The sequence below is a fragment of the Streptomyces sp. NPDC006372 genome (genome assembly GCF_040612515.1).
Classification (GTDB): Bacteria; Actinomycetota; Actinomycetes; order Streptomycetales; family Streptomycetaceae; genus Streptomyces.
In genome coordinates, this window is record NZ_JBEXQJ010000018.1 from 21822 (window position 1) to 47338 (window position 25517).

A 25517-nucleotide genomic window follows, 5' to 3' on the forward strand; every position below is an offset into this window, starting at 1 on the left:
CTTGCGCCTCTGACTTGACAGCGCCGGTCGCAATCTGTCCTGGCTTCCCGTGTCACTCACGATGCGGATTTGCTTTTTTGGGAAAAGTGTAGGCAATCGCTCCTTTGACACTTCGCGAGACACGCACACAGCCGGAAAGCAAGCGTCTTTGAGAAAAACCAGAATTCTGGAGGCACACAGGCGACGTACGCCTGTCAAGTGCGAAAACGCCACATGGCTGCCGTCCAGGAGGGCATCGGTTCAGGCGTCGCAGTGGTGCTAGAGTTCCGATTCGTATCGCGCTGGCCGACCCTCTCAACTAGTGTGCGATGCACGGCGTTGACGCCCTCCCAGCCCCATTCCTTTCAGTCTCGGGCCTATTCGGAAAACAATTTCAAGGAAATTGAACTCCTTGTTTTATTCTCGATGCCCGGGCTCCTCATTTCTTTTCCTGGAGTTGTATTCATGTCCACTGCGGGTACGTCTGTCGCCGATTCCATGCCCCGGGGGGCGCCCTCGGGGGGACGTCACCTGGGCCTGGCGCTGATCGTGATCGCCTCGGCGCAGTTGATGCTGATCCTGGACGGCACGATCACGAACATCGCGCTTCCGAGCATCCAGACGGACCTGGGTGTGTCCGATGCGAATCTCGCGTGGATCGTGAATGCCTACGCGCTGGCCTTCGGCGGGCTGCTGCTGCTCGGCGGGCGGGCCGGTGACCTGTTCGGGCGCCGGCGGATGTTCCAGGCGGGCATCGCACTCTTCACGCTCGCTTCCCTGCTGGGGGGTCTGGCCCCGAACGAGGAACTGCTGATCGGTGCGCGGGTGCTGCAGGGCATCGGTGCGGCACTGACCGCCCCCAGCGCGCTGGCGTTGATCACGACGACGTTCCCGGAGGGCAAGCCGCGCAATACCGCGATGGGCGTGTACGCGGCGATGGCCGGCATCGGCTCGACGGTTGGTCTCCTGCTGGGCGGGATCCTGACCGAGGCACTGGACTGGCGGTGGGTGTTCTTCGTCAACATCCCCATCGGCATCGCCATCCTGGCCGGGACCCGCATCCTCGTGGAGGCCGAACGGCACGCCGGGCGGCTGGACGTTCCCGGTGCGGTCACCGGCACGGGCGGTCTACTCGCCCTGGTCTACGCCATCACTCGCGGCGGTGAGCATGGCTGGGACAACAGCCTCACCCTCGCCTCGTTCGCCGTCTCCGCGGTGCTGCTCAGCGTGTTCCTGCTCATCCAGAGCCGAAGCGATGACCCGATGCTGCCGCTGAACCTGTTCCGGGACCGTAACCGGTCGGGGTCCTACGCCACGATGCTGTTCATCGGCGCGGGCATGATCGCCACGTTCTACTTCCTGACGCTGTACATGCAGCTGGTCCTGGGCTACGGAGCGGTCAGCACCGGCTTCGCCTACCTCCCTTTCAGTGTGGGCATGGGTGTTGCGGCCGCGGGCAGTTCCAAGCTGATCGCCCGGTTCGCTCCCCGCCTGATCGCCGGTCCCGGACTGGTGGTCGCCGCGGCGGGCATGTTCTGGTTCGCCACCCTTGAGCCCGACTCCTCCTACGCCGGGCACCTCATGCCGGCCATGTTCCTGACCGCTCTGGGGTTGGGGATGTGTTTCGTCCCGATGACGCTGGGAGCGGTCAGCGGTGTACAGGACCAGGAGACGGGCATCACCGCGGCGCTGTTGAACACCGCGCAGCAGGTCGGCGCCGCGCTGGGCCTGGCCGTCCTGGCGACGATCTCCACGTCCTTCGCCGACGACAAGCTGCCCGACGCCGCGCAGTCCCTGTACCGGGGTCTGGGCACCAAGGACGCCGCCTTGATCGACAAGGCCAGTTCAGCGCTGACGCACGGCTACACCATGGCCTTCGTCGCCGCCGGGGTCATGTTCCTGGCCGCCCTGCTCATCACAGTGATCGCCGTCAATGCCCGCAGGCAGGACAACACCGAGGCCACCGCCCTCGTCCACATGGGCTAACGGCCGCCCCCGGCCGGCTCTCGTGCCCGGCGCGCACCAGCGCGTCGGGCCACAGCCACACCACGAATTGCCACCGCACCTGCCGCCGTCCTGCGCCGGCGGTGCCACCTGCACGTCACTGCACGCCAATGGGGTGAGGAAGGACGAAGGCATGAACGACACCGGTGCAAAGGCAACACGGTCAAAGGCCCGTACCGGCAGGCCGCCGCAGACACCGCCCGCGGGGACGGCCGGCACGCCGCGCGGCCGCTGGCTCTTCCTCACCGGGGCGGCCGTCTTCCTGGCCGGGCTCCTTGGCTACGGAGTCTTCGAGGACCGGCAGCAGCATCAGGCCGAACAGGAACGCAGAGCGGCCGGGGCAAAGAAGCACGTACGCGGCGAGCAGACCTGGGACGCCGAAGAACTCACCTACCGGCACGTCAAGGGGAAGGTCGCCTACCGGGTGAACCCGCCGGTCGGCGGCGATCACAGTGCGCTGTGGATGAACTGCGACGGCGACGTCTACACCGAGGCCATCCGCAAGGAGAACGCTGTCCACTCCCTGGAGCACGGCGCCGTCTGGATCACCTACAACGCCCAGGCCGACGCCGCCTCGGTGCGAGCCCTGGCAGGCAAGGTCGCCTCCATGCCGTACACGCTGATGAGCCCGGTCAGCACACAGCCCGGCAGGATCATGCTGACCGCCTGGGGCCACCAGCTGAGCCTCGACACCGCCCATGACCCGCGGATCGCGGAGTTCCTCACCACCTATGTCCAGGGCCCGCAGACACCTGAGCCGGGGGCGCCCTGCACCGGTGGGAGGGCCACGCCGTAACCGATAGCTGAGCCGGGTCGGGCGAGGCGTCAGTCCTTGTCCGACGCAGTGCCTGTGCGGTGTTGGCTCGGGCTGATGCCCCGCGCCTTCTTGAACGCGGTGCTCAGGGAGAAGGCGCTGGAGAAGCCCACGCGCGCGGCGACCGTACCGATCGTCGTCTCGGGCTCGCGCAGCAGGTCGGCCGCCAGGGCGAGCCGCTGCTCGCGCAGGTAGGTCATGGGAGGTTGTCCGACCAGTTCGGTGAACATCCGAGCCAGGGCCGCACGGGAGACGCCCGTCGCGGCGGCCAGAGAGGTGACTGTCCACGGGTGGGCGAGGTCGGTGTGCAGCAGCCGCAGGGCCGATCCGATCACCGGGTCGCTGTGGGCGCGGTACCAGGCGGGAAGCGGGGCGCCGGGGCGGGTGAACCAGGCGCGCAGTGCGGTGATCAGCATCAAATCGAGCATCCGGTCCAAGAGCACCTGCCGGCCGGGAGCCAGACAGAACATGTCCTCGAAGGCTTCTGGGTTCACTGGGCAGGTGCCCTGGTGCGAGGGGACGACGGCGAGCGGGGGCAGAGCTGCGAGCAGACGGCCGGGGGTGACACTCGGCAGGGTGTAGAGACCGTTCAGCAGGACAGTGCCGCCCGTGTTGGTGACACGCGCAGGGCCCAAGTCGTGGGTGAGGTGCTCGGTGCCGTCGGGCACGGTGCAGCGTCCGCCGGGGCGGATGGTCACGTCCGGGGCGGCGGACGGGTCGCCCGCGATCGTGTACGGGGTGCCGCCGCTGAGTACCGCGACGTCGCCCGGGTCGAGACGGACCGGCTCCTCGTTTTCAAGGACAACCCAGGCAGGTCCGGTCATGGGCACGGCCAGGGCGAGCGGGGAGCCGTCCTCGAAACGGACCGCCCAGGTACCGGACAGGGCGGAGCGGTTGAAGACCGCGCCGGTGGTCCGCACGCCATCGAGCAGGTCCGTCAGCGGATCCGTACCGGCCGGCGTCAGGGCGTCCATGCTGGTCAGCGTAGACGAACGCGTATGTATGTGAGCGGGCCCGCCATGGCTCGGAGCGCAGTCGTCCGCTTGGCTTGGCAGACATGAGCAACGAGACGATTCTGGTGACCGGCGCCACCGGCAAGACCGGCCGCCGCGTGATGCAGCAGCTGACGGACCGCGGAGTTGCAGCGCGGGCGGCATCCCGCTCCGGCGAGGTGCGCTTCGACTGGGCGGATCGCACCAGCTGGGAGTCGGCCCTGCACGGGGTGGACGGGATGTACCTGGTCGCCCCTGATCTCGGCAGCCCGCAGGCGGCAGACGACATCACCGCCTTCGCCCGTCAGGCCGCCGCGACCGGGGTGCGGCGTGCGGTGCTGGTCTCCTTCCCCGACACCGGTGCTCCGGGTCTGGAGCACGCTGTGGCGGCCGAGCAGTCGCTGGGCGAGGCGGGCCTGGAGAGCACGGTGCTCCGGCTGCGGTGGTTCTCCCAGAACTTCAGCGAGGACTTCCTGCACGACGCCGTCCTGTCCGGTGATGTGCGGCTGCCGGCCGGGGCAGGCACGGAGGCGTTCGTCGACGCCGAGGACATCGCCGCCGTCGCCGCAATCACCCTGACCGAGACCGGGCACGCCGGAGAGACCTACGAACTGAGCGGCCCGCAGGCGATGTCATTCGCCGACGCCGTCGCACATATCGCCGACGCCACCGGCCGCGACATCCGCTACACCCCGCTGACGCCCGAGGAGTACGCCGCTGAGCAGCGCGCGCACGGCGTGCCCGAGCAATGGGTGCAGCTGACTGTCGACCTATACGCCCAGGTCCGCGCCGGCGCTCTCGCCTCGGTCACCGATGACGTGGCGAAGGTGCTGGGCCGCCCGCCCCGCACTTTCGCCCAGTACGCTCGATCGGCCGCCGCACAGGGCGCCTGGAACGCCTGATACACCACAGGGGTTACTGCCGTCCCGCTGCCCTACGCGGTCAAAGATCAAGCTGTGCCCGCCGCGGAATAGCGCAAGGTTGAAACACTGCCTCTTCGCCAGTAAGGCGAGTCCGGTAGAGCGGAACCGGAGTCGACACTGAAGGCTGCCGAGTGACCGTGCCCTTCCCGACCGGTTCGGCAGTACGCAGCGTGGAAGGCACCCGTGCATGACGTGGCCCTTGCCCGAGCCGATGCTCACCGGGGCCGTCGACAGCACCGCCCTGGTGACGCGCGTGAAGCGGCGGTGCGGCCTCGTTGAACTGAGTGACTCCAAAGAGCGCCACGACTCCATCCGCTTCGAGTGGCGCGTCACGCCCTGGCCGGACTCGCTGATGGCGCCCCCACCGGGAACTCCGCTGGTCCCGAACCGCGCACCGGGTGTGGCCGAGGATGCGCTGCCACCGGAGTATCAGCGCATCCTTGTCGCCGTGCGGCACTCCGCAGGCCCGGTGACGACCGGCCGCCCGTCGCCACGGCGGGCGGCACCGATCACGGCGGCCCGGCTCTCTTCATGCCAGGGACGACGCTGTGTGCCCGGCAAGGAGGACGATGAGGAGGGCGGAGGCGGCGAAAGCGGCGCCGAACCGCTACTGGGAGTGTGCGTGTCGCCCCTCGCACAGCCCTGCCTGGACGACGGCTTTCATGTCGTCGTCCTGCGCGTCCGTTCCACCCGGGTCGACGTTCGTCATGACCGTCGCCTGCCTGCCGTCGGCTGTGGCGCCGCCCGCGGTCTGATAGCCGAAGATGTCGCCGCCGTGGCCCCAGTAAAGGCCGCCGCAGGGCAGCGCCCGGCTCTCCAGGCCCAGGCCGTACTCCCGGCCGTCGTCACTGCCGGTCGACCGGGTCTTCATCATCGCCCTGAGCTGGGCCGGGCGCAGCAGCTTGCCGCGAACGAGGGCGCCCAGGAAGCGGTTGAGGTCGGCAATGCTGGAGATCATCTCGCCGGACGCGCCCGCGACGGAGGGGTTGAATGCGGTGATGTCCACGAGCGGCGCGTCCTCGGCTGGGCGTACGTACCCGCGCGGGTGCGGTCCGGGGATCGACGTGGCATCGCCTGGCACGGACGTATCGTGCAGGCCGAGAGGCTCGATGATGCGCCGACGGATCTCTTCGCCATACGAGTGTCCGGTCACCTTCTCGATGAGCATGCCCGCCAGCAGGTAGTTGGTGTTGGAGTAGTGCCACTCGGAGCCGGGCTTCGCACCGGGCTTGTCAAAGGTCGGCGGGTGGGCGAGCGCGAGGTTCACCAGGTCGCGGGTGTCGTGGTGGGCCAGCGGGTCCTTGAGGATGTCCTGTGGGTTGAGGTAGTCGAGGTAGTCGGGCAGGCCGCTGGTGTGCTGGAGGAGCATACGGACCGTGGTCACCCGGCCGTCGTTTCCGTGGCCGCGGACGACGCCGGGCAGGTAGCGCTCCACCGGGGCGTCGAGATCGACGCGGTGCTCTCCCACCAGCTGGAGCACGACCGTGGCCACGAAGGGCTTGGTCATGCTGCCGATCCGGAACCTGCTGTCGCCGCGTACCGGCGCCTGGCTGTCCACGTCCGCGACGCCGCTGGTCAGCACCGTGCTGCCGCGTCTGTCCCGCGTCGCGGCGAGTGCTCCGGGCGCACCGTCAGCGGTGGTCAACCGGTGCATGAGCGCGCGCAGATGAGTGTCCTCGGCAGTGTGGGTGGATGGTGCGGTGGTGATTTTTGCCGCGGTCGCCGCGGTGGCGGCGTTACTCGGAAGGCTGCTTCCCATCACACCGACTGCCACGGCCAGCGTGAGTGCCCCACCCAGTGCACGCTTGTGCTTGATCACGTGTCCATCCTCCGTCGTCGTGGCAAGACCGCTGCGACGGAGCACTCTTCACACCCCGCCCTCTCGTCGCCAGTTCACGATGCCCGAGCGGTGCCGGCCGATGCGATGGGGAGATCATCCGGAACGGCAGTGGGGATAACCCCCGGTAAGGATCGATGACTGAGCCTGCGTCACCTTGAAATGTCTGGTCAGGGGGCTGGCGTGGCGATGCGCGGGGGTGTTGGTCGCCCACGCCCTGCTTGGCTCCGTGTGGGCCGCCGCCGACAGCCTGGATCAAGTCATCCAGCAGACCGCCCAGTTCCTCGACCACCTCAGGGCTGCCGGGCTACTGACCTCCGTCGACGGCCCGGGACACACAGACGGCCGGCTGCGCAGTGCCGACAGTGCGCTGCATCGGGCACGTGAGGCGTTCACGCTGCTCCCCACCGCGCTGCGTGACGCCCGCGTCGCCACCAGCGGACTCGACACCACCACGCCTGAGAACGGCAGATGGACACTCCCCACCGCATCCGGCTCCATGCCCTCCATGGTGAGTCCGATGCCCACGGACCCGGCCGAAACAGGGAAGCGGGACAGCTTCTGATCTCTAAGCTAAGAGCGCGGTCCCCAGCGACGCTCTAAGCCTGGCCTCAGGTTGATCGGGGACAATGAGCGGAAAAAGCATCGACTGGACGGGGGCGGGCTGGCGTGCGGATCATGATCGCGGATGATGAGGTGGCCATCCGTGAGTCGCTGGAGCGGGTGCTCCAGGTCGAGGGTTACGACACCAGCACCGTCGCCAACGGTCTCGCCGTGCTCGACGGGGTCGGTGGGGCCGGCGGTGACACGCTGGATCTGCTGATCCTCGACGTGATGATGCCCCGCCTCGGCGGGTTGGAGACCTGCCGGCGATTGCGGGCCGCGGGTCGGGATCTGCCGGTGCTGATGCTGACCGCCCGTGACCAGGTCTCCGACCGGGTCACGGGGCTGGACGCGGGCGCCGACGACTACCTGCCCAAGCCGTTCGCCACCGAGGAGTTGCTGGCACGGGTGCGGGCCCTGCTGCGCCGGCGCACGCCGACCGACGGGGAGTCGCAGATCCTGTCGTTCGCCGACGTCCGGCTCGATCCCGACAGGTTCGAGGCCTGGCGGGGCGTGCGGCCGCTACGCCTGACCCGGACCGAGTTCTCCCTCCTGCAAGTCCTGATGCGCAACGCGACCCGGGTCTTGACCCGCGACGCGCTGTTCGAGGCGATCTGGGGCTTCGACATGAGCGCCACCGCCAACAACCTCCAGGTATATGTGAGCTACCTGCGCCGCAAGATGGAGGCCGAGGGTGAGCCGCGATTGATCTACACGCTGCGCGGCCTGGGATACACGTTGCGGGAGACTCCTCCGTGAGCGGGCCCGCCGGCCGGGAAACGCGCCGGCTGACCCGATGGTGGCGCCGGCGGTCCCTGCGGACCAGGCTGACGGTGATCGCGGCGACGGCCATCGCGGTCAGCGTGTTCGTGGCCTTCCAGGTGGCCAGCGAGCTGATGGACTGGGAGCTGCGGGACACCGCCGAGGATCAGCTACGCGCCGACTCCCGCGTCCTGGCGACGAACGCGGAGCGCGCCGGTCTGGCGCAGGTCGAGCTACCGCCGTATCCCGGATCGGGTCGGCTGGTGCGGGTCATCCTGCCCGACGGCTCGACCCGGACGCCGGCCGGCCAACCCGCGCTGCCCCCCGTCAGCGAGCACGCCGAGCGCGTCGCGCAGGGCGCGTCGGCCGACCTGATGGAGTCGAACGACAGCGAGGAGGGCTACCTCATCTACACGCTGCGGGCGGGCGACGGCGCGGTCCAGGTGGCCCGCCTCGCCGACGACAGCCCGATCAACCGGTTCGGGTTCGGCATGCTGCTGATCGGGTTGTTCTGCGTGGCCGGCGGCGCCCTTGTCGGGCGGACCGTGGCGCGGACCGGGCTGGCGCCGATCGACCGGCTGACCGCCGCCGCGGTACGTGTCGCGGACACCCGGGATCTCGACGCCGACATCCCGGACGAGGGCGGAGGGGAGATCCGGCGGCTGATCCGGTCGATCAACGACATGCTCGCCGCGCTGCGGGACTCCCGGCGGGCCCAGCGGCTGCTCGCCGAGGACGCCGCCCACGAGCTCAAGACCCCGCTCACCAGCCTGCGCCTCAACGCCGAGCTGCTGATCCGGCTCGATCGGCGCGGCACGCTGGACAGCGCACTGCCGGCGGAGAGCCGGACCCGGCTGCTCAACGATCTCGGCGCCCAGGTGGCCGAGTTGAGCACCCTGGTCGCCGAGCTGACCGACCTGGCGCGCGGTGACGTCAGCGACGAGAACACCGAGCTGCTCGACCTCGCCGACGTGGTGGTGGCCGCCGCGGCCCGGGCGCGTTCTCGTGTGCCCGACATCGAGGTGGCGCTCGACGTGACCTCCGTGTGGGTGAGCGGGCGTCCCGCTGCGCTCCAGCGGGCGGTGCTCAACCTCATCGACAACGCCGGCAAGTGGTCCCCCGCGGACCAGCCGGTTAAGGTCCGGCTCCGTGCCGAGGGCGCGTCGGCGGTGCTCGAGGTCGACGACGCCGGGCCGGGCATCGACGCCGCCGATGTACCGCGGGTGTTCGACCGGTTCTACCGTGCCGACAGCGCCCGGGCGTTGCCGGGATCCGGTCTGGGGCTGTCGATCGTGCAGCGGGTCGTCGACGCCCACGGCGGCCGGGCAACCGTCGCCCGCTCCGCACGCGGTGGCGCGCTGCTTCGGGTCGACCTTCCGGCCGCGGCCCCGCCCGACCCGATCGCGCCGCGCGCCGCCGGTGAGGACACCGCGGTGCGCTGACCCGCCCCGGCGGCGCGGCGCAGGACAAGGGACGGCGGGCGACCCTCGGGCATGGCCCCGCGCGGCTCACCGTCGGGGCAGGACACCGCGGTGCGCCGGCCCCAGCCCCGGCGCGTGGCGCAGGGCCAAAGGGCGGCGACCGTCGGGCCCATGAAAAGATCCGGGACGGGCCCTGCTCCCCGTCCCGGATCTCGTCCGTGCCGCCGCGCTCACCGTTGCAGCGCGGGCTCCTCGTCGTCGGCGAGCGGCTGTTGACCGTCCGGCAGCTCCGCCGCCGGCCGGGACAGTCGGCTCGGCCACCAGATCCGCCGGCCGATCAGCAGGGTGAGTGCGGGCACCAGGACCGACCGCACCAGCAGGGCGTCGAGCAGCACGCCGAAGGCGACCAGGAACCCGACCTCGATCAGCATCACCAGCGGAAGTGTGGCGAGGACCGCGAACGTGGCCGCCAGGACCAGGCCTGCCGAGGTGATGACGCCACCGGTAGCGGAGAGGGCTTTGAGCATGCCCTCTCTGGTGCCGAGGCGCACGCTCTCCTCCCGGGCCCGGCTGGCCAGGAAGATGTTGTAGTCGACGCCGAGCGCCACCAGGAACAGGAATGCCAGCAGCGGCACCGAATAGTCGACGCCCTTGAACCCGAGGATCGTGTCGAAGACGAACATGCTGCCGCCGAAGGCCGCCGCGAATGAGACGATCACGGTGGCCATCAGGACCAGCGGGGCCAGGATCGCGCGCAGCAGCAGCCCCAGGACGATCAGGACGACGGCGAGCACCAGCGGGATCACCAGCTTCTCGTCGCGGCTGGTGGTCACCTCGGTGTCGAGGTTCTCCGCGCTCGGCCCGCCGACGATCGCCTCCGCCCCGCTCACCGCGTGCACGGCGGTGCGCACCCGCTTGATCGTGTCGTACTCTGCGACGGTGTCCGGCGCGTCCGTCGGGAACACGGAGATGCTGGCCCAGCCACCGCTGGTCTGCTCCGGGATGGCCAGGGCCACACCGCGAGTGTCCTTGACGATGTCGAGCACCCGCTCCTGGTGCGCCGGCCGCGTGAAGATCGTCATCGGCTGGCCGCCGAGCTCCGGGAAGTGCTGGCGCAGAACCGTGAAGCCGGTGACCGACTCCGGCGCGGTCAGGAACTGGTCCTGCTCCCGCAGGTTGCCGGTGTTGCCCGCCAGCCCGATGGCGAGCACGCCGAGGACCCCGAGCGAGCCGAGCGCCGCCACCCACCGGCGGCGGCTGATGGCGGCGCCAAGCCGCCCCCACAGCCCCGGCTTCTGCTCCACGGCCGTGCTGAACCGCGGAATGGCCGGCCAGAAGATCCGCCTGCCGAGCACCACGAGCACCGCCGGGAACAGCGTCAGCATGGCCACCAGCGCGCACAGGATGCCGGCCGCGCCGATCGGGCCCAACCCGCTGGTGCTGTTCAGGTCCGCGACGAGCAGGCAGAGCAGGCCGGCGACCACGGTGGCCGCGGACGCGACGATGGCCGGCGCCGCGCTGCGCAGCGCATGGACCATCGCAACCCGAACGTTCTCATGGTGGTGCAGTGCCTCCCGATATCGAGCGATCAGTAACAGCGCATAGTCCGTGCCGACGCCGAACACCAGGATCGTCAGCAGCGCCGAGTTCTGGTCGTTGACCACGATGCCGAAGCCCTTGACGAGCAGGTAGACGGTCCCCATCGAGGTCAGTGCGGCCGCGCCAACGGCCACCAGCGGGATGATCCACAACACCGGGCTGCGGTAGGTGAGGATGAGCAGGAGCGTGACGACGACGATGGTGGTGAGGAGGACCTGCACGTCGATGCCGTCGAAGACGGCGTCCATGTCGCCGTCGATCGCGCCCGGGCCGGTCACGTCGAGTTCCAGGCCGGCGGGGCGGTCCTTCGCGGCGTCACGTAACGGGCCGACGATGTCCTCCGGTGCGCCGTAGGTCGTGCTCACCTCGAGGGTGAACATCATCGCCTTGCGGTCGGTGGAGGGGCTCGTCGGTGAGCCCTCGTCGTCCTCGCCGGCCGCCGCCCTCGCCTTCGGCGGGTACCGCTTGGCAAGGGTGTTGTAGTGGCGCTCGACCGTCGCGCGGTCGGCGTCGGTCATGCCGCCGGCGCGGTGGTACACGAAGACGAACTCGTTGTCGTCACCCTCGGGGAGACTGTCCTCCAGAACCGCCACCTTGGTGGACTCGGCACTGGCCGGCAGGGTGTCTACGGCGCTGTCGGTGGTGACCGAACTCAACTTTCCACTCAGCGGCACCATGAACACCGCCAGCACCAACCACAAGCCAATCACCAACCACGGCACCCAGCGGCCTGCCAACCAACCGGCCGGCGCTCGCCCGGACGGCGCTGCGTCGACTGCCATCACTAGCCTCCTACACACGGGTTACATCGCTCATCTGACGCCAACTTCCTAACGAGCGAACCTGAGACCACCGTTAGAGCCTGTGAAGTAACCGGCGCCCAGTGCATGTGATAACCGGCGCCCAGTGCAGATGGTGATGTTGATCAACGATGTCCTGTGAGTAGGTCTCCTGGGCCAACTGCGACAGCTGGAACCCCGTCGACCCCCGCCGCGTCCTCGCCTCGATGACGGCCACCGCCTACGCGGAGTGGGAGCAGGAGTACGCGGCCCAGGCCAAGCCCCGCGCCGACATCATGGCCGCTGAGGTGACCGCCTCCGCCGAGGCCCGCAAGGCCACCGAGGCGATGATCGAGTCCATCGGGCAGGCGTGGCTGGCCGAGCAGATCCTGCTCTGGCAGAAGTACTGGGCCGCCGAGCCCAAGGACAACATCCACCGGCCCAAGGCCGCCGTCTTCACCCAGGCCAAGACCGATCTGACCAACGCACAGAAGCGGGCCGCCGACCAGCTCGTCCTGGCCAACAAGGCGGTGGCCGCTGCCAAGACGGCGTCCAGCACGGCCGACACCGCGCAGAACAGCGCGTACGCCATTGCGGACGCTGCCAAGACGCCCCGAGGGCGGGGGCTGTTGCACGCGCAGCAGTCGGTGCAGGTCGCTAAGGCCTCGTACGCCGTTGCCCAGGCGGCGGCGAAGGCCACCACCAAGGTTCCGGCGGTCGCCAAGGCGATCTAGCGGGTCGGCAACGGCATCCACTCCTACTGGCAGGGCCTGGACAGGGCCAAGGACCCCCTGGACCGGCTCCGTACGGTCGCGGACCGGGTCAAGAAGGGTGAGAGCGCCGTCGCGTGCCTCTTGCCGATCGCCCAAGGCGCCGCCACCCCACGGGCCACGTTCCACGGTGCCTCCGAAAGGCCGTCCCCGCTGCCGTCTCCGCCGACAAGCCGAAGATCTGCGTGACCTCGGCGCTCGGCAAGAACAGCAGGCTCGCCAAGCTCGCCGAGGAGTCCACCAAGAACCAGGCCGTCCAGCGTGAGATGAACGCTCTGATCAACAAGCTGATGGACGGCAACGACCAGCCGGGGAAAGGCTCCTCCGGGCTGTCAGGCGGCATCCGGTACCTTCGGGGCCACGAGCGCGCACGTCTGTTCTTCCGTCTGGTCGACGGCGGCTGGGAGATCGTCGGAAAGTCCGACAAAGAAGCACGAGTCGAAGGTCATCGCGGAGTTGATGAAGATTTATGGCTCATGATCCTCTGGTTGTCGTAGAGACGGCCGACTTCTCCGTCACATTCATACTCGCTCTGGAGGATGACGCCGAAACGGTCGAGGATATCGACGCGATCATCCGCGCCCCCGGGGGGCAAGAGTTGGACCGTCACCCTCATGACCCCCCGGAAGATCGTCGAGGTGATGGACCGCTGCTCCACCACCGGCGGGTACGCCGGCGGTCTGTACGTCCACATCCCCGACCTCATGATCGTCCGTGAAGGCGGCCTGGACGCCATGACCAGAGCCCTGGCCGACCTCTTCGGCAAGTACGGCATGGACACGGACGTCCTACCGAGCTTCTACGACGAAGAGGACTAGGGCGACGGACCATAGGCGCCCACCTACCGAGCCCCGGCGGAAGGTTCCCTTTCTCCGCCGGGGCTCCGGCACATCCGGCCGCTTAACAGGTCCCCAACCAGGGCGTGATCCGGCTGCAGACGCGCAGTGCTGTAGCCGGCCGACCTGGGCCCGCGCTCCGTATCCCCTCGCCGGCTTCTGCGTTCAGCACACGTCCTCGGGCACGATCCTCCAGCCTGGGCCTCCGGCGCCTCCGCCTGGATCCGGCAGCGCCGCGTCACCTACGCCAGCAACCTCGACGACCCACGCCACCTCGAAGCCGTCAGCGCCCGCTCCAACCGGAAGGACGACCAGGACCCGGCCACCTGGCTCGTGCCCGAGAACCCGCCGAACGCTGCCACTACCTCGCCAACTGCACGGCTGTGAAACTCCAGTGGGGTCTGACCGTGGACCCGGTCGAGCAGGACACGCTGGCCCTCGGCGCCGCCGAGTGCCCCGGCACCGACATCACCATCAACCCCGTCCCCTGACCCCAGTCGGCCGGGGGTTCCCGCACTGACGGATCGCGGGACCCCCCGGCGAGGGCCAGGCCCGCCAGCTCACCGATCGCCCAGTGGGGTGAACCCCCGACGCAACATGCCGTCCCTGCCCACGGCGGCCAGTACTTGTCGCAGTTCCCTCGCCGGCCGGCCGGGGTCGGCCCCCAGTCGCCGTGCGAGCTCCGGGACCAACATCTCCTGCCAGCCCAGTTGCTTCTCGAAGTGCCGGGCGCGCAGTGACGGCGTGTCCACCACTCAGTGGGCCATCACGGGCTCGCCCTCGGACGGCTCCAGAGCCCGATTCGGAATCAGGAACGCCGCGATCACCGCACCGACCACGAAGAACCCGGAGCCCCACGCCAGGGTGGCCGTGTAGCCCTCGACCCCGGCCTGCGCCGCGGCCAGCGCGCTGGGCTTGTGCGAAGACAGGTAGTCGGCCGCGGCCGACGAGGCAACGGTGGTCAGTAGCGCCGTACTGATCGAACCGCCCACCTGCTGACCGGTGTTGATCAGCGCCGAGGCGACGCCCGCGTCCTCGTGGTGCAGGCCTGAGGTCGCCCCCTGGAACGCGGTGGTCATCACCGCGCCGAGGCCGAGGCCCAGCAGGATCAGGCCGGGCATGATGTGGGTGGCGTAGGTGCTGTCCAGCTCGAGCCGGCTCAGCAGGGCCATACCGGCTGCGGCGACCAGGAAGCCGGCGCTGACGACGATCTTCGGGCCGACCCTGGGCAGCACCAGCGAAGGCATCGTGGTCGACGAAGCGACGACGGCCGCGACCATCGGCAGGTACGCCAGACCGGTCTTGATCGGCGAGTAGCCGAGGCCGGCCGCGAAGTAGTAGGTCAGGAACAGGAAGATCGAGAACATCCCCATGCCGATGACGAACACCGCGGTGAACGAACCACCGCGGGTCCGGTCCAGCACGACTCGCAGCGGCAGCAGCGGATGCGCGACCCTGGTCTCCAGCCAGACGAACACCGCGAGCAGCACCGCGCCGACGATCATGGAGCCGAGGGCGACCGGGTCGGTCCAGCTGGTGGACTCGACGTGCGCGAACCCGTAGACGACGGCGAACAGCGCGGCGCTCACCACGACGATGCCCGGAGTATCGAGTTTGGGCTTCTTGGTGATCACGGGCTTGGCCAGCAGCAGCAATGCACCGATCAGGGCGGGGGCCGCGAAGGCGACGTTCACGTACAACACCCACCGCCACGACGCCCATTCGGTGAGCATGCCGCCGACCAGCAGCCCGATCGCGCCGCCCGCACCACCCAACGCACTGAAGACACCGAAGGCCTTCGCCCTTTCAGACGGTTCGGTGAAGGTCACGCTGAGCAGGGAGAGTGCCGCGGGCGCGAGCAGCGCGGCGAAGAGGCCTTGGGCCACGCGTGCCGCGACGAGGATCTCGAAGCTGGAGGCCGCGCCGCCGACGACGGACGCGGCCCCGAAACCTGCCAAGCCGATCACGAAGAGGGTACGTCGGCCCAACAGGTCACCGAGCCGGCCGCCGAGCAGCAGCAGGCTGCCGAACGCCAGCGCGTAACCCGTGATGACCCACTGCCGACTGCCGTCACTGAAGCCGAGGTCCTGCTGCGCCTCGGGCAGCGCGATGTTCACGACGGTCGCATCAAGCATGACCATGAGCTGTGCCGTGCCTATGACGACCAGCACCCACCAGCGCACGGCATGTGAGCCGCGAAGGCCCGAGTCTTTCTTTCCGGAGGCGGGCGCCCCGCGGTCGATGCTGATACTCATTGTTTCCCTTGCTTGCTGGGCATGATTGAAAACCGTCTGGAAACTGAGATCTCAGGGCTTCGAGATCATCGTGTGGCCGCTTCGGGGCTTCCCTCGGCGATCTCCTGGAGGGCCGCGTCGGTGTCCGCGATGGCCAGCGTCTTGTTGATTTCGGCGCCGGCCAGTGCACCGGCCGCTGCGGAGGCCCCGACCTGGGCGACCGGATCGGTGACGTTGCCGGCCACCCACACACCCGGCACCTCGGTGGTGCCGGCCGCACCGGAGGCGAAAGCGTGGCCCATGTTCGGCAGGTCCTGCACCGGCAGGTTCAGACCTTCCAGGCCCTGGGTGCGGGCCTGCATCTGCGGGCCGACCGCGAGGACGCGGCGGGCCACGACCTGGCCGTCGGCCAGGCGCACCCCGGCGAGGGCGCCGTCGGCGTCGTTGACGACCTCGGTGACCGGGGTGTCGATGATGCGGATGCCGCGGGCGGCGAAGCGGGCGCGGCTGTCCTCGTCCAGGTCAGTGCCGTGGGTGAAGTAGGTCAGGTCCTCGGTCAGCTGACGGAACAGAAACGCGTGGCCGACGGAGGCGGGGCCGGTGGCGAGGATACCGATGGGCTCGTCGCGCACCTCCCAGCCGTGGCAGTACGGGCAGTGCACCACACTGTGTCCCCAGTGCTCGGCGAGCCCGGGCACCTCCGGCAGCACGTCCGTGAGGCCGGTGGCCACCAGGATGCGGCGGGCGGTGATGCTGCGGCCGTCGGCCAGGGTGACGGTGAACCGCAGGTCCCCGTCCGCCGACGCGGCGGCAGGCTCGGCCGAGACCACCTCGCCGAACACGACGCGTCCGCCGTACTGGCGCACCTGCTCCCGGCCCCGTCGAAGGATCTCGGACGGCGGGGTGCCGTCCAGGGCGATGAGGCCGTGCACGGCCTCCGCGGGCGCGTTGCGCGGGGAGCCGCTGTCGATCACGACGACCGAGCGGCGGGAGCGGGCGAGGATCAGTGCACCGTTCAGCCCCGCGGCGCCCCCGCCGATCACCGCCGAGTCGACGGTCCCCTCGGCCAGTGCGTCGCTCGCGTACGGAGGAGTCGTCACAGCCATGACCTCCTGCCTTTCCTTGTCAGTCATGGTTCGGTCAGCCCTTCGAGTTCTGGGTGGTTGGAGGGGGTCAGCTGTTCAGAAAGCCCAGGAAGTGGTCGGCGACCGTCTTGGGCTGTTGTGGAGAGTCCGGCCCCGGTTTGCTCGGGATGTTCGTGATGTACAGATCCCGTACGGCGATCAAACTCGCCATAGCCAGGATCGCGAGGATCGGACCGGGCCTTGTCGGCCCGGAAGGCATCGAAACACCGGGCGGCGCGGAGGAGTTCAAAGGCATGGGTTGCCCTCGATCGCGCCAGGCGTGCACGCAGCCTGTCCGGTGAGCTCAGGAGGGTTGTGTACTGGACAGTCAGAAACCTAGGCGGTTCTGTACTGGATTGTCAAGTACGACAGGTGGGCCCTCGCTCACCACGACGATGCCCGGAATGTCGAGTTTGGGCTTCTGAGTGATCACGGGCTTGGCCAGCAGCAAGGCGCCGATCAGGGCGGGGCACGTCGTGGCGGTGGGTGATGTACGTGAACGCCGCCTGCGCGGGCCGAAGAAGGTGGATCCCGAGCTGAGGGCCCGAGCCGTCCGGCTGGTGCTGTAGCACCGTGCCGAGTACCCGACCAAATACCGCGGCGGTGCTGACAGTGTCCAAGCAGGTCGGTGTAGGCAGATGTCGTTGTGGCGCTGGGGCGTCCAGGCCGAGAATGACGGCGGCGAGGCGCCCGGGGTCACGATCGAGGAGAACGAGGAGATCCGCCGGCTGCGTTCGGAGAACCGTCGGCTACGCGAGGACGTGGCGATCCGGAAGACGGCCACAACTCTCTTCGTCGGGGAGCTCGACCCCCGCAACGGTTGATGGTCGCCGTCATCGACGAGCAGCGTTCACCTCACGGTTCTGACGGGAGTGCCGAACAGGTTCTGCGGCACAGATGAATCCTGATCCACCACTGACAGCTCTGGTCGGCCAGGCTCAGCGCAGCGTGTCCGCCCAGTCCGCCGGCACACGCCCCGCCGGTCCCGGCGTGGGCTGGTCGGCAGGGTGGGCGGCCGGGGGAGCCAGGGCCGGACCGGACTCGTAGAGCTCGGACGTCTCGAAGTTCCAAAACCAGGCCTCGCCCGGCTCGTAACTGCGGATCACCGGATGGCCGGTGTCCCGGAAGTGGCCGGTGGCGTGCTTGGCGGGTGAGTCGTCGCAGCAGCCGATGTGACCGCACTGGGCGCAGCGCCGCAGATTTAACCACCAGCCGCCGTCGGCGTCGCACTCGACGCATCCGGCACCGCTGGGCGGGCCGCTGGGGTCGATTCCGGTGTCCTTGGTCATGAGGGCTCCTGGACCGGGGCGGGGACGGTATCGGGCTCGGTGTCGGGGTCGGTGGCGGTGAGGGGAAGCAGCACCTGGAAGCGGGTGTCGCCGGGTACGGACTCGACTTTCAGGTCACCGTGGTGCTTGTTGACGACGATCCGCCAGGAGATGTCGAGCCCCAGCCCCGTGCCCTCGCCCACCGGCTTGGTGGTGAAGAACGGGTCGAAGATCCGGCCGCGGATCTCGGCCGGCACTCCCGGGCCCGTATCGCGGAACTCCACCAGCAGCCGGTCGTGCACCAGAGCGGTGCGTACGGTCAAGGTCCCTTCGCCGCCCGCGCCCTTGATGGCGGAGACCGCGTTGTCGATCAGGTTGGTCCACACCTGGTTCAGTTCGGCCGGGTAGGCCGGAATGCTCGGCACCGAACGGTCGTACTCCTTCACGACCTTGACCTGTGGACCGATCTTGCCCGACAGCATCAGCAGCGTGCTGTCGAGGAGTTCGTGCACGTCGGCGACCTGGTAGGGCGCGCGGTCCAGTTGCGAGTACTGCTTGGCGGCGTCGACGAGGTGCGAGATTCGGGTGGTGGAGTCCTCGATCTCGGACATCAACAGCTCGGCCTCGACCGTGTAGTTGAGGCACTCGAAGGCACTCTGCAGGATTGCCTGCTCGCCGACGGCCGCCGCGATCTGCTCCAGCCAGTCGACGTCGAGACCGCCCTGCACGAAGGTCGGCGCGATCTGCCAGCCGTTTGGGACACCGTGGTCGTCGAGCCAGTCGGCGAGTTCGTCCTCCCGGTCGGAGGCTTCGAGCGGGCTCAGTGCCGGCGCCTTGGAGACCCGCTCGGCCGTACGCTCCTGGAGGTCGACCAGGGCCTTCAGGGCGTCGCGGTGGTAGGGGCCCGAGGCGATGACGCCGAGCTTGTTGCGCATGTGCGCGACCCGGTCCCTGAGCGACGAGGTGGCCCGTGCGGCCGCCGCGGCGGGGTTGTTGAGCTCATGGGTGAGGCCTGCGGACAACGAGCCCAGCGCCAGCAGCCGTTCGCGCTGCCCGACGGCCCGCTGAAAGGTCTGCGAACCGAGGGTGAGCCCCTCCAGGAGATGGACCGCCATCGGAAACCACTCGTGGATGAAGTTCGCGAACGATTCGGCGGGCAGGACGAAGAACCGTGTCGGCTCCGATACCCGCACCGAGTTCATGTACCGCTGCGGTTTTCCGTCCCAGAGGTACGCCATCACGGCCCCCGCGTACACCCCTGGCTGGGACGTGCGGCTCACCTCGATGTCGTCGCTGCCCACCCGGCGCGACATGACGAGCGTGCCCTCGATCATCACGTAGAAGTCGGTCGCCGGGTCGCCTTCGGTGAACACCGGCCCGGGGTCGAACAGTTCGAGCCGTCCCTCGCTGCACAGCCTGTCGAGCTGCTCGGCGCTGAGCTTCTCGAAGAGGAACAGCGAGCTGATCTCCGCCGCGCTGCACGGCATCAGCCGCCCGCTCACGACTGCTCCAGATACCGGTGTACGAGCATCACGGCCATGGCTCCCTCTCCGACGGCGGACGCGACCCGCTTGGCGGACTCCGCGCGCGCGTCCCCGGCGACGAACACGCCGGGGATGTTGGTCTCCAGGTGGTACGGCGGCCGGTCCAGCTCCCAGTTGGCCGGTGGCCGCCCGTCGGCGGTCAGATCGGGCCCGGCGAGGATGAACCCGCGCTCGTCCCGCAGCACCGTGCCGTCCAGCCAGTCGGTCAGCGGGGCCGCGCCGATGAACACGAACACCCACTGCACGTCGACGAGTTCGGTCTGCCCGCTCGTCGTGTCGCGCAGGGTCAGCTGTTCCAGGTGGCCGTCGCCGTGCGCGGCCTCGACGACCGTGTGGGCCCGTACCGAGATGTTCGGCGACTCGGCGATCTGCTGGATCAGGTAGTGCGACATCGACGCGGTGAGGTCCGCTCCGCGCACCAGCAGGGTGACCGACTTGGCGCCCCTGGACAGGTACATGGCGGCTTGCCCGGCGGAGTTGGCGCCGCCGACGATGTACACGTCGTGGCCCTGGCAGGCGGCGGCCTCGGTGAGCGCGGACCCGTAGAACACCCCGCGGCCCGACAACTCGTCGGCACCCGGCGCCTCCAGCTGCCGGTAGGACACACCGGTCGCCAGGATGACGCTGTGCGCGGCGACCGCCGACCCGTCCGAGAACCGCACGGTGCGGGCCGCGCCGTTGACCTCCAGGCCCGCCACCTCACGGGCGGTGAGGATCTCGGCCCCGAACTTCGTCGCCTGCCGACGAGCCCGGTCGGTGAGCTGCCCGCCGGACACGCCGTCAGGGAAGCCCAGGTAGTTCTCGATCCGCGAGCTCTGCCCGGCCTGCCCGCCGGTCGCCGACCGCTCCACGAGCACCGTACGCAGGCCCTCCGAGGCCCCGTACACGGCCGCGCCGAGCCCGGCGGGGCCGCCGCCGATGACGACGAGGTCGTAGAAGTCGGCGGTCGGGGTCGTGGCGAGGCCCACGCGGGCGGCGAGGTCGGGCGCCTCTGGCTCGACCAGGGGATCGCCGTCTGGGGTGATCACCACCGGCAGCCGCTGCCCGTCCTGGCCCGCCGCAGCCAGCAACCGCTGCCCCTCGGGCTCGTCCGAGGAGTACCAGCGGTACGGCACCTGGTTGCGGGCCAGGAACTCCCGTACGGCCGACGAGCGGGCCGACCAGCGGTGTCCGATCACCTTGGTGGCGGGCACCGGCCGGAAGTCACTGCACCGCCACGCCTCCAGCAGGTCGTCGAGCACCGGGTAGAGCTTCTCCTCCGGCGGGTCCCACGGCTTGAGGAGGTAGTGGTCGAGGTCGACGACGTTGATCGCGTCGATCGCCGCGTTCGTGTCCGCGTACGCGGTCAGCAGCACGCGCCGGGCGCCTGGATACACGTCCAGCGCCTGTTCGAGGAACTCGATGCCGTTCATCTGGGGCATCCGGTAGTCGGCCAGGATCACCGCGACCAGATCACCGCGCAGCTTCAGCTCCCGCAGCGCCTCCAGCGCGGACTCGCCGGACTCCGCGCGCACGATACGGTACGACCCGCCGTAGCGCCGCCGCAGGTCACGGGCGACGGCCCGGGACACCCCGGGATCGTCGTCCACGGTCATGATGACGGTCCGCGCAGCGTCCGCGGTCTGTGCCATACCTCTCCCACCCCGAGTGATGTGATCCGCTACTCGGTCCATGCCGCGATCCTTTCCGCGATCGCCTCGGGGGCCTCGATGTGCAGGAAGTGACCGGCGTCGGGGAAGATCTCCAGCGCGTGCGGGGCGGCGAACCGATGTCGGTCGTCGACCTGCGGGGGGAGGATGCCGCCGTCGTCGGCACCGTGGAGCTGCAGCAGGGGCACCGTGATCGGCTGAGACAGGCGGCGCGTCACCCCCAGCATGCCGGGTCGCAGCATCTGCCGGTAGTACTTCAGAGGCGCGGGCATGCTCGCCCGCAGGTGCTCGTGCAGCTCCGCCTGGAGAGCTGGATCGAGCGAGAGGCTGGGCGACCACTGACGCCAGAGGTGGTCGATGAGGGCGAGATCGCGGGCGGTGGCCATCCAGCCGCTTCCCGGCAGTTGAAAGAGCCCCATGTACCAGCTCCGGCGTAGCTGAGCGGGGCGCGGCCTCAGGAACGTGAGTGGGTGGGGGATTGCGAGCGTGACCGCGCGTTCGATCCGCTCCGGCGCGGTGACGCAGGCATCGTAGGTGAGCAGGGCGCCCCAGTCGTGGCCGACCAACTCCACGGCTCGCCCCGGAGACCAGCGGTCGACCAGCGCGAGCACGTCGCTGGTGAGGGATGCGAAGTCGAACGGCCCCGCGGTCGGGGACGGCGCGTAACCGCGAAGCCAGGGTGCGACGACGTGACGTCCGCGGCGGCCGAGCTCGGCGAGGAAGGGCTTCGCGGTCGGCGGATGGTCCGGGAAGCCGTGCAGGACGAGCGTCGGTTGACCATCGGGATCACCACCCTGCAGCGCGTGAAGGGTGCCGCGTGGCAGGTCGAAGGTGACGTGTTCGAACTCCATGTGCGTCAGCCTTTTCCAAGCGCGGTCGGACGACAGATGCTGATGCCGGCTTCGGTGTCTCTGGTTTTGGACATGTGCGTCTCCTCGGGCGCCGGGTGTACTGCGGGGTCAGCCGGCCAGTCGGTTGAGCTTGCGGACTTGTCTGTCGAAGGCGCGCGAGGGCACGATCCGGCGCAGGGCGCTGACGCGCTTGGCCATCGGGCCGGCGGTGTACCGGAGCTTGGGCTTGGAATCGGTGGCGGCCGCGACGATCACCTTCGCGACAACGTCCGGGTGGTCGGCGTTGCGCACGGCCGTGGCCAGCACGTCTCGGGAGACCTCCCGCTGTGCGGCGTAGATCGGCAGGGGCGAGTCGGGTGCCATGCTGCTCGCCTCGAAACTCGTGCTTGTGTAGGCCGGCTCGACCAGCACCCGGACGCCGTGCTCACGAAGCTCGTGGTCGACGGACTCGGAGTAGCCCTCGACCGCATGCTTGGTGGCGGCGTAGACGGCCATGAAGGGGGCTGGGATCAGACCGAGTACCGAGGAGACGTTGACCACGCGGCCACTTGCCTGGGCGCGCATGTGGGGCATCACTGCGTTTGTCATCCGAATCAGGCCGAAGACGTTGATGTCGAAGACCTCCTTGGCCTGGTCGATCGAGCTCTCCTCTCCGGCGCCGACCGCGCCCACGCCTGCGTTGTTGACCAGGACGTCGATCCGGCCGAACCGATCGAGCACCTCCCCGACCAGCGAGCGGACCGACTCGTCGCTGGCCACGTCGAGATCGAGGAACGTCACCCCGGCGAGCGGCTCGGCGTTCGCCGCGTTGCGGCTCGTGCCGACCACCGCGAAGCCGGCACCCACGAGAGCGAGCGCTGCCGCCCGCCCGATCCCGGAGGAGGCGCCCGGCACGAGGGCCACTGGGGAAGCTGTCTGCATGGTGGTTCCTTCGGTTGTGGCCATGACCGACACGGTCCGCACTGGTCCTGCAAGCCCGGACCAAGCCGGTCCGGCAAGCCCAGGAAGGTTGTGTACTGAATAGTCGGAAACCTAGGCGGTTCTGTACTGAGTTGTCAAGAAGGGCGGGTCGGCTTTACCTTCTGTGTATGGCGAGACCACGAAGCTTCGACCCCGACCACGTCCTCCATGCCGCCGAGCGGCAGTTCCGCACCTCGGGCTACAACGGCACGAGCGTCGACGACATCAGCGCCGCCACCGGTCTGGGCCGCGGCAGCCTCTATGCCGCGTTCGACGGCAAGCACGGCGTGCTGCTGCAGGCGATGGCCGACTACTTCGCCCGGCTGGGGCACTTTGCGCCGAAGGCGCTCGCCGGACCGGACGAGGGCGCCCTGGAACGACTGCACGCGTACTTGCTCCGCGCCGTCCACGGAGTGCCACTCGCCGCCGACGTACCCCCCGCCCCTGACCGGGCGGCGTCGGCCTGCTTCGCCGCCAAGATGGCCCTGGAGATCGGCGCCTCCGACCCCGAGGTGGAACGCCTGGCCAAAGACTGCTTCTCCGCGGTCGCGACGGCCGTGGCCGAGTGTGTGCGAGCGGCGCAGCGCAACGGGGACATCGACCCCGACGCGGACCCCGACGACCTTGCGTACCTTCTGCTGACCGTCATCCGCGGAATCGATGTCGTAGGCGCGGCCGGCCACAGTCCCGCCCGCCTGACCTCGATTGCGGAGAGCGCGTTCGCCTTGCTGCCTCGCCCGCGCCACCGCTGACAACGGCACGGCCGGCCTCGTTGCACAGGCATCTGATGCGGTCGGCCCACTTCGCCGCCGCGCAGGCACGGCCCGAAGGTTTGCCCGCCGCCGGGCGGTCGTCTGGGCGGTTGGCGAAGAACTGCGCCCGCATCCAGTCGAGTTGCTCCACCGCATGCGCGGTGTCGCCGGGCTTGAACTTCACGGTCAGTCGCCGAACGCCTCGCCGCCTGCAGACGGTGGTACTTCAGCCGCCGCCTGGAGGCACATGGCAGCTACAGAAACTCCGACCAATCGATCACGGACTCCTACCGGTGTCACACCCCGACTGGCCTTGACCGCGGTCGGGTCCGCTCGGCAGCCTCACCGAACGCTCAACCATTCCGCAGGTTCGCATAACCACGTTCGCCAGTACTCCGCGAGGCCCTCAAGCGGTCTGCGAAGGCCGCCGTGGCCAAGTACGCGTGGTCCGGCCGCGAGTGGCTGGGCCTGCTGCGGGTGCGCGAGGAGGCGATCGTGCTGCACGCGATGCGCTGGCCCGACGAGATTCGTGACCCCGCTGAGCTCGTGCCGGAGCCGGTCGAGCTGAGCGATGACGGGATCGACGGTGCGCTGGAGCCATTGGACAGCATGACCCGTGAGGACCTTGAGGGAGACGAGTTCCAGGACGCCTGCACCGAGGCGCTCTCGCAGATCATCGAGGCGAAGCGGGAGCACCGCGAGCCATCGCAGGTGGAGGAGCCTGAGTCGCAGCCGGGGCAGATCGTCGACCTGATGGCGGCCCTGAACGAGTCCGTGCAGCAGGCCAGGGCCTCGCGCGGCGAGGACGCCGACGTGCACGAGTGCCGAGGCAGAAGGCCGCGAAGAAGCAGCCGGCCAAGAAGACGTCGGCGAAGAAGACCACGAAGAAGGCCGCGGCCAAGAAGACGTCCGGGTCCGGCCGCGCAGCGCTTAGTTGGGAGGAGGCCGCCCGCAAGGCTGGGCGTAGCCCCGGCCTCCCTCACCTCTGCCCCTCCCGCGCCCCGCTTCGCCCAGACTTGGGCACGGATGCAGCAGGAGCCGCCCTGCTCGGCCTGCGGCCGGCCGTCGCGCACCAGCGGCGTCATCCACGACCCGGACCATGGGACCCGCTGGCTGGACCGATGCCGCGAGTGCTTCCTCGCCACGCCGCCGACGCTGCGCGCGCCGCCGACGCAGTTCCTTGAGGAACTAGGGCGGGTGGGAAGGTGAGTGACGTGGACGACGAGCGGTTCCGCCTCATCCTGCCGGCGGGCGGGAAGCTGGCTATCAGCTGGGACGGACGCCCTCTCCGAAGCCGGCGCCTCACGCAACCTGGCGAACCTATGCAGTCACAACATCAGACCGTATGCGCCTCGTTACTAGCGGTGATCGCTGAAGCCCTCGACGATGAGGGAGATTCCGATGCCCAGCGTCCAGACGTCCTTGGCCAGCGCGGTTCCCTGCTGAGTGGGTCGCAGGCTGCCCTCCTTGCGCATGCCCGGCGCGCGCAGGTACAGCCCGAGCGTGCCGGCAGAGAACGCGGTCAGCGCGGCTCCGGCAACTGCGGCAGGGACCACCGGCAAGAGCAACGCGGCGGCAGCGGCGGCCTCTCCGGCAGAGAGCAACCGGACGAACTGCTGGGCATCGAGTTTGCCGAGGAAGGGGTAGGCGGTGGTGGCGAACTGCTGCAGTCCCTCAGCGGTGGCCTGATCCGCGCCGCGTTTCGACAGCGCGGAGTTGAGGAAGAACGTGCCGACGGGGAGCCTGAGCGGCAACTGCCGCGCTGCGGATCGCCAGATGGAATCGGATGCCATGCCGAGCCTCCCAAGTGGGCAGT

At 69.2% G+C, this 25517-nt stretch carries 25 protein-coding genes; 13 read left to right on the forward strand and 12 right to left on the reverse strand.

What is annotated here, in order from left to right:
- Positions 1–444 precede the first annotated feature (444 nt).
- The gene (locus tag ABZ016_RS24590; RefSeq protein ID WP_356918818.1) at positions 445–1965 is read left to right on the forward strand and encodes an MFS transporter; all 1521 of its coding nucleotides are present in this window, start codon (positions 445–447) and stop codon (positions 1963–1965) included.
- A 151-nt stretch (positions 1966–2116) separates the two neighbouring features.
- A complete protein-coding gene (locus tag ABZ016_RS24595; RefSeq protein WP_356918819.1) occupies positions 2117–2779 on the forward strand; it encodes a DUF3105 domain-containing protein in 663 nt (220 codons plus the stop codon).
- A 29-nt stretch (positions 2780–2808) separates the two neighbouring features.
- On the opposite strand, the gene ABZ016_RS24600 is transcribed toward ABZ016_RS24595, so the two are convergent.
- Positions 2809–3771: an AraC family transcriptional regulator gene (locus tag ABZ016_RS24600; protein WP_356918820.1), complete on the reverse strand. Its 963-nt coding sequence runs from the start codon at positions 3769–3771 to the stop codon at positions 2809–2811.
- An 83-nt stretch (positions 3772–3854) separates the two neighbouring features.
- Here ABZ016_RS24600 and ABZ016_RS24605 point away from each other — a divergent pair, with 83 nt between their 5' ends.
- Entirely contained in the window at positions 3855–4691 is an 837-nt protein-coding gene (locus ABZ016_RS24605; RefSeq protein WP_356918821.1) for an NAD(P)H-binding protein, read from the forward strand.
- 628 nt (positions 4692–5319) lie between these two features.
- Here ABZ016_RS24605 and ABZ016_RS24610 read toward each other — a convergent pair.
- Positions 5320–6531, reverse strand: coding sequence for a serine hydrolase domain-containing protein (locus ABZ016_RS24610; RefSeq protein WP_356918822.1), 1212 nt, complete (start codon positions 6529–6531; stop codon positions 5320–5322).
- Positions 6532–6748: 217 nt separating this feature from the next.
- Between ABZ016_RS24610 and ABZ016_RS24615 the strand changes: the two genes are divergently transcribed.
- From ABZ016_RS24615 to ABZ016_RS24625, 3 genes are all read left to right on the forward strand, one after another.
- Entirely contained in the window at positions 6749–7114 is a 366-nt protein-coding gene (locus ABZ016_RS24615) for a hypothetical protein (protein WP_356918823.1), read from the forward strand.
- Positions 7115–7218: 104 nt separating this feature from the next.
- Positions 7219–7911 carry a response regulator transcription factor gene (locus tag ABZ016_RS24620; protein WP_356918824.1) on the forward strand — a complete coding sequence of 231 codons (693 nt, stop codon included), beginning with the start codon at positions 7219–7221 and terminating at the stop codon, positions 7909–7911.
- Entirely contained in the window at positions 7908–9356 is a 1449-nt protein-coding gene (locus ABZ016_RS24625; protein WP_356918825.1) for a HAMP domain-containing sensor histidine kinase, read from the forward strand. Before ABZ016_RS24620 ends, ABZ016_RS24625 begins: the two co-directional genes overlap by 4 nt.
- Positions 9357–9565: 209 nt before the next feature.
- Here ABZ016_RS24625 and ABZ016_RS24630 read toward each other — a convergent pair whose 3' ends face one another.
- Positions 9566–11716, reverse strand: coding sequence for an MMPL family transporter (locus ABZ016_RS24630; protein WP_356918827.1), 2151 nt, complete (start codon positions 11714–11716; stop codon positions 9566–9568).
- Positions 11717–11940: 224 nt separating this feature from the next.
- Here ABZ016_RS24630 and ABZ016_RS24635 point away from each other — a divergent pair, with 224 nt between their 5' ends.
- The 3 genes from ABZ016_RS24635 (at position 11941) to ABZ016_RS24645 (ending at position 13301) form a co-directional block, all read left to right on the forward strand.
- Positions 11941–12447: a hypothetical protein gene (locus ABZ016_RS24635; RefSeq protein WP_356918828.1), complete on the forward strand. Its 507-nt coding sequence runs from the start codon at positions 11941–11943 to the stop codon at positions 12445–12447.
- Between the two features lie 221 nt (positions 12448–12668).
- Positions 12669–12980 carry a hypothetical protein gene (locus tag ABZ016_RS24640; protein ID WP_356918829.1) on the forward strand — a complete coding sequence of 104 codons (312 nt, stop codon included), beginning with the start codon at positions 12669–12671 and terminating at the stop codon, positions 12978–12980.
- Positions 12981–13097: 117 nt separating this feature from the next.
- Positions 13098–13301 carry a hypothetical protein gene (locus ABZ016_RS24645; protein WP_356918830.1) on the forward strand — a complete coding sequence of 68 codons (204 nt, stop codon included), beginning with the start codon at positions 13098–13100 and terminating at the stop codon, positions 13299–13301.
- 773 nt (positions 13302–14074) lie between these two features.
- Here the strand turns inward: ABZ016_RS24645 and ABZ016_RS24650 are convergent.
- The 3 genes from ABZ016_RS24650 to ABZ016_RS24660 all read right to left on the reverse strand — a co-directional run bounded on the left by ABZ016_RS24650 (position 14075) and on the right by ABZ016_RS24660 (position 16849).
- On the reverse strand, positions 14075–15574 hold the full coding sequence (locus ABZ016_RS24650) for an MFS transporter (RefSeq protein ID WP_356918831.1): 1500 nt from the start codon (positions 15572–15574) through the stop codon (positions 14075–14077).
- Positions 15575–15639: 65 nt separating this feature from the next.
- Complete coding sequence (locus ABZ016_RS24655) at positions 15640–16659, reverse strand: NAD(P)/FAD-dependent oxidoreductase (protein WP_356918832.1); 1020 nt, start codon at positions 16657–16659, stop codon at positions 15640–15642.
- A gap of 67 nt (positions 16660–16726) precedes the next feature.
- Positions 16727–16849 carry a hypothetical protein gene (locus ABZ016_RS24660; RefSeq protein WP_356918833.1) on the reverse strand — a complete coding sequence of 41 codons (123 nt, stop codon included), beginning with the start codon at positions 16847–16849 and terminating at the stop codon, positions 16727–16729.
- A gap of 265 nt (positions 16850–17114) precedes the next feature.
- Between ABZ016_RS24660 and ABZ016_RS24665 the strand changes: the two genes are divergently transcribed.
- The gene (locus ABZ016_RS24665) at positions 17115–17246 is read left to right on the forward strand and encodes a hypothetical protein (protein WP_356918834.1); all 132 of its coding nucleotides are present in this window, start codon (positions 17115–17117) and stop codon (positions 17244–17246) included.
- A gap of 69 nt (positions 17247–17315) precedes the next feature.
- On the forward strand, positions 17316–17501 hold the full coding sequence (locus tag ABZ016_RS24670; protein WP_356918835.1) for a hypothetical protein: 186 nt from the start codon (positions 17316–17318) through the stop codon (positions 17499–17501).
- Positions 17502–17615: 114 nt separating this feature from the next.
- Here the strand turns inward: ABZ016_RS24670 and ABZ016_RS24675 are convergent, their stop codons facing one another.
- The 5 genes from ABZ016_RS24675 to ABZ016_RS24695 all read right to left on the reverse strand — a co-directional run bounded on the left by ABZ016_RS24675 (position 17616) and on the right by ABZ016_RS24695 (position 22910).
- A complete protein-coding gene (locus tag ABZ016_RS24675; RefSeq protein WP_356918837.1) occupies positions 17616–17966 on the reverse strand; it encodes a UBP-type zinc finger domain-containing protein in 351 nt (116 codons plus the stop codon).
- Complete coding sequence (locus ABZ016_RS24680; RefSeq protein ID WP_356918838.1) at positions 17963–19447, reverse strand: ATP-binding protein; 1485 nt, start codon at positions 19445–19447, stop codon at positions 17963–17965. The genes ABZ016_RS24675 and ABZ016_RS24680 overlap by 4 nt, the downstream gene beginning before the upstream one ends.
- Positions 19444–21120: an FAD-dependent oxidoreductase gene (locus ABZ016_RS24685; protein ID WP_356918840.1), complete on the reverse strand. Its 1677-nt coding sequence runs from the start codon at positions 21118–21120 to the stop codon at positions 19444–19446. The genes ABZ016_RS24680 and ABZ016_RS24685 overlap by 4 nt, the downstream gene beginning before the upstream one ends.
- Before the next feature lie 29 nt (positions 21121–21149).
- A complete protein-coding gene (locus ABZ016_RS24690) occupies positions 21150–21989 on the reverse strand; it encodes an alpha/beta fold hydrolase (RefSeq protein WP_356918841.1) in 840 nt (279 codons plus the stop codon).
- 108 nt (positions 21990–22097) lie between these two features.
- Positions 22098–22910, reverse strand: a complete 813-nt coding sequence (locus tag ABZ016_RS24695) for an oxidoreductase (protein WP_356918842.1) — start codon at positions 22908–22910, stop codon at positions 22098–22100.
- 167 nt (positions 22911–23077) lie between these two features.
- Here ABZ016_RS24695 and ABZ016_RS24700 point away from each other — a divergent pair, with 167 nt between their 5' ends.
- Positions 23078–23701, forward strand: a complete 624-nt coding sequence (locus ABZ016_RS24700) for a TetR/AcrR family transcriptional regulator (RefSeq protein WP_356918843.1) — start codon at positions 23078–23080, stop codon at positions 23699–23701.
- A 429-nt stretch (positions 23702–24130) separates the two neighbouring features.
- Entirely contained in the window at positions 24131–24910 is a 780-nt protein-coding gene (locus ABZ016_RS24705) for a hypothetical protein (RefSeq protein ID WP_356918844.1), read from the forward strand.
- Between the two features lie 149 nt (positions 24911–25059).
- Here ABZ016_RS24705 and ABZ016_RS24710 read toward each other — a convergent pair whose 3' ends face one another.
- On the reverse strand, positions 25060–25494 hold the full coding sequence (locus ABZ016_RS24710) for a hypothetical protein (protein ID WP_356918845.1): 435 nt from the start codon (positions 25492–25494) through the stop codon (positions 25060–25062).
- Positions 25495–25517 lie beyond the last annotated feature (23 nt).

Coding starts and splice junctions, on each gene's coding strand:
- ABZ016_RS24700 (WP_356918843.1), top strand. CDS start 23,078: ATGGCGAGACCACGAAGCTTCGACCCCGACCACGTCCTCCATGCCGCC.
- ABZ016_RS24670 (WP_356918835.1), top strand. CDS start 17,316: ATGTCGTTGTGGCGCTGGGGCGTCCAGGCCGAGAATGACGGCGGCGAG.
- ABZ016_RS24695 (WP_356918842.1), bottom strand. CDS start 22,910: ATGCAGACAGCTTCCCCAGTGGCCCTCGTGCCGGGCGCCTCCTCCGGG.
- ABZ016_RS24605 (WP_356918821.1), top strand. CDS start 3,855: ATGAGCAACGAGACGATTCTGGTGACCGGCGCCACCGGCAAGACCGGC.
- ABZ016_RS24645 (WP_356918830.1), top strand. CDS start 13,098: ATGACCCCCCGGAAGATCGTCGAGGTGATGGACCGCTGCTCCACCACC.
- ABZ016_RS24710 (WP_356918845.1), bottom strand. CDS start 25,494: ATGGCATCCGATTCCATCTGGCGATCCGCAGCGCGGCAGTTGCCGCTC.
- ABZ016_RS24655 (WP_356918832.1), bottom strand. CDS start 16,659: ATGGCTGTGACGACTCCTCCGTACGCGAGCGACGCACTGGCCGAGGGG.
- ABZ016_RS24660 (WP_356918833.1), bottom strand. CDS start 16,849: ATGGCGAGTTTGATCGCCGTACGGGATCTGTACATCACGAACATCCCG.
- ABZ016_RS24630 (WP_356918827.1), bottom strand. CDS start 11,716: ATGGCAGTCGACGCAGCGCCGTCCGGGCGAGCGCCGGCCGGTTGGTTG.
- ABZ016_RS24690 (WP_356918841.1), bottom strand. CDS start 21,989: ATGGAGTTCGAACACGTCACCTTCGACCTGCCACGCGGCACCCTTCAC.
- ABZ016_RS24675 (WP_356918837.1), bottom strand. CDS start 17,966: ATGACCAAGGACACCGGAATCGACCCCAGCGGCCCGCCCAGCGGTGCC.
- ABZ016_RS24595 (WP_356918819.1), top strand. CDS start 2,117: ATGAACGACACCGGTGCAAAGGCAACACGGTCAAAGGCCCGTACCGGC.
- ABZ016_RS24650 (WP_356918831.1), bottom strand. CDS start 15,574: ATGAGTATCAGCATCGACCGCGGGGCGCCCGCCTCCGGAAAGAAAGAC.
- ABZ016_RS24685 (WP_356918840.1), bottom strand. CDS start 21,120: ATGGCACAGACCGCGGACGCTGCGCGGACCGTCATCATGACCGTGGAC.
- ABZ016_RS24600 (WP_356918820.1), bottom strand. CDS start 3,771: ATGGACGCCCTGACGCCGGCCGGTACGGATCCGCTGACGGACCTGCTC.
- ABZ016_RS24635 (WP_356918828.1), top strand. CDS start 11,941: ATGACGGCCACCGCCTACGCGGAGTGGGAGCAGGAGTACGCGGCCCAG.
- ABZ016_RS24590 (WP_356918818.1), top strand. CDS start 445: ATGTCCACTGCGGGTACGTCTGTCGCCGATTCCATGCCCCGGGGGGCG.